Raw genomic sequence first — 1296 nt, 5'->3', positions numbered from 1 at the left:
CAGATTGGGGTTGTAACGCGCGCGCAAGTTCAGGTCCACCGTTGACGGCGTGCTGCTGCGGTAGTGCTGGATAAAATCGCTGACTTCGCCCAAGGCAATCTGCTGGATATACGAGCTCCCCGTGAAAGCCTGCGTCATGCGGGTGGCATCCACATTCAGTTGAATCGCCGGCGAGTGGCCAGCCAGCACGTCCCGCTGAAAATCCGGCGGAATGTCCAGCACGAAGCTGTAATCGCCCGAATCCAGACCGGGGTCCATTTCGGTCTGCGTTATCATCACGGGCGGGTTGAAGCGGGGCAGATAGAAGGCGGCGCCAATGCGCGCCGACAGCGGCGAGGCATCTTCATCCACAATGGCGATGGGCACCTTGTCCAGGCTGTCTGGCACCGCGGTGGCCGCGACGTAGATGGACACGGTGAAGCAATACACAATCAGCACCAGCATTACCGGGTCGCGGGCCAGACTCCACAATTCCTTGATTCCCAGACGGTAAATGTTCGCGAATTGCGGCATGTCATTTCTCCTGTTTCTTCAGCAGCAAAACGGCGGTGATTACGATCACCGGCGCCGCCAGCAGCAGCGGCCAAAAGGAAGCCTGCAAACCTGGGAACCCCAGTGCCTTATTAAACACGCCGCGCGTGATGTTCAGATAATAGGTTGCCGGATAGATGCGGCCGATCATCGCGCCGACGCCCGCCAGCGAGGAAACCGGGTTCAGCAACCCCGCAAACTGGATGGCAGGAATAATGGTCGCGATGATCGTTAAGAACAGGGCCGCGATCTGGCTGCGGGTAAAGGTCGAGGTAAACAAACCGAAGCCGGTCGAGAACATGACGAATAGCAACGCCCCCGCGGCCAGCGCCAGAAAGCTGCCCTTGACCGGCACCCCGAACAGAGTGATGGCCAGCAGCGTCATCAATCCAAAATTCAGCATCCCCAGCACGAGATACGGCAGTTGCTTGCCGAGCAAAAATTCCGTGCGCTTGACCGGGGTGACATAGAGGTTGATGATGGAACCCAGTTCTTTTTCGCGAACCACCGACAAGGCCGTCAACATGGCGGGAATCATCAGCAACAACAGCGGGATGACGGAGGGCACCATCGCGGGCAGACTGAGCACGTCAGGATTGTAGCGATAGCGGGTCTCCATGGTGGCGGGGCTGACGGCGGTTTGACCGAGCCGGTGCGTGGCCATGTCCACGAGCCAGCCTTGATGCATGCCTTGCACATAACCTTGCACCGTTTCGGCGCGTTGCGGCATGGAACCGTCCACCCACGCGGCGATTTGAACCGAAT

At 59.0% G+C, this 1296-nt stretch carries 2 protein-coding genes; both read right to left on the bottom strand.

The annotated features are described in order from the left end of the window. The coding region (locus P4L78_RS00025) for an ABC transporter permease (RefSeq protein WP_309326177.1) at positions 1-513 on the bottom strand (513 nt) is incomplete at its 3' end. A gap of 1 nt (position 514) precedes the next feature. After that, a partial coding sequence (locus tag P4L78_RS00020) for an ABC transporter permease (protein ID WP_309326175.1) occupies positions 515-1296 on the bottom strand: 782 nt, incomplete at its 5' end.

Source organism: Silvimonas sp., from assembly GCF_031291215.1.
In the GTDB taxonomy this organism is placed as follows: domain Bacteria; phylum Pseudomonadota; class Gammaproteobacteria; order Burkholderiales; family Chitinibacteraceae; genus Silvimonas; species Silvimonas soli.
This window is presented reverse-complemented; position numbering and strand designations above follow the sequence as displayed.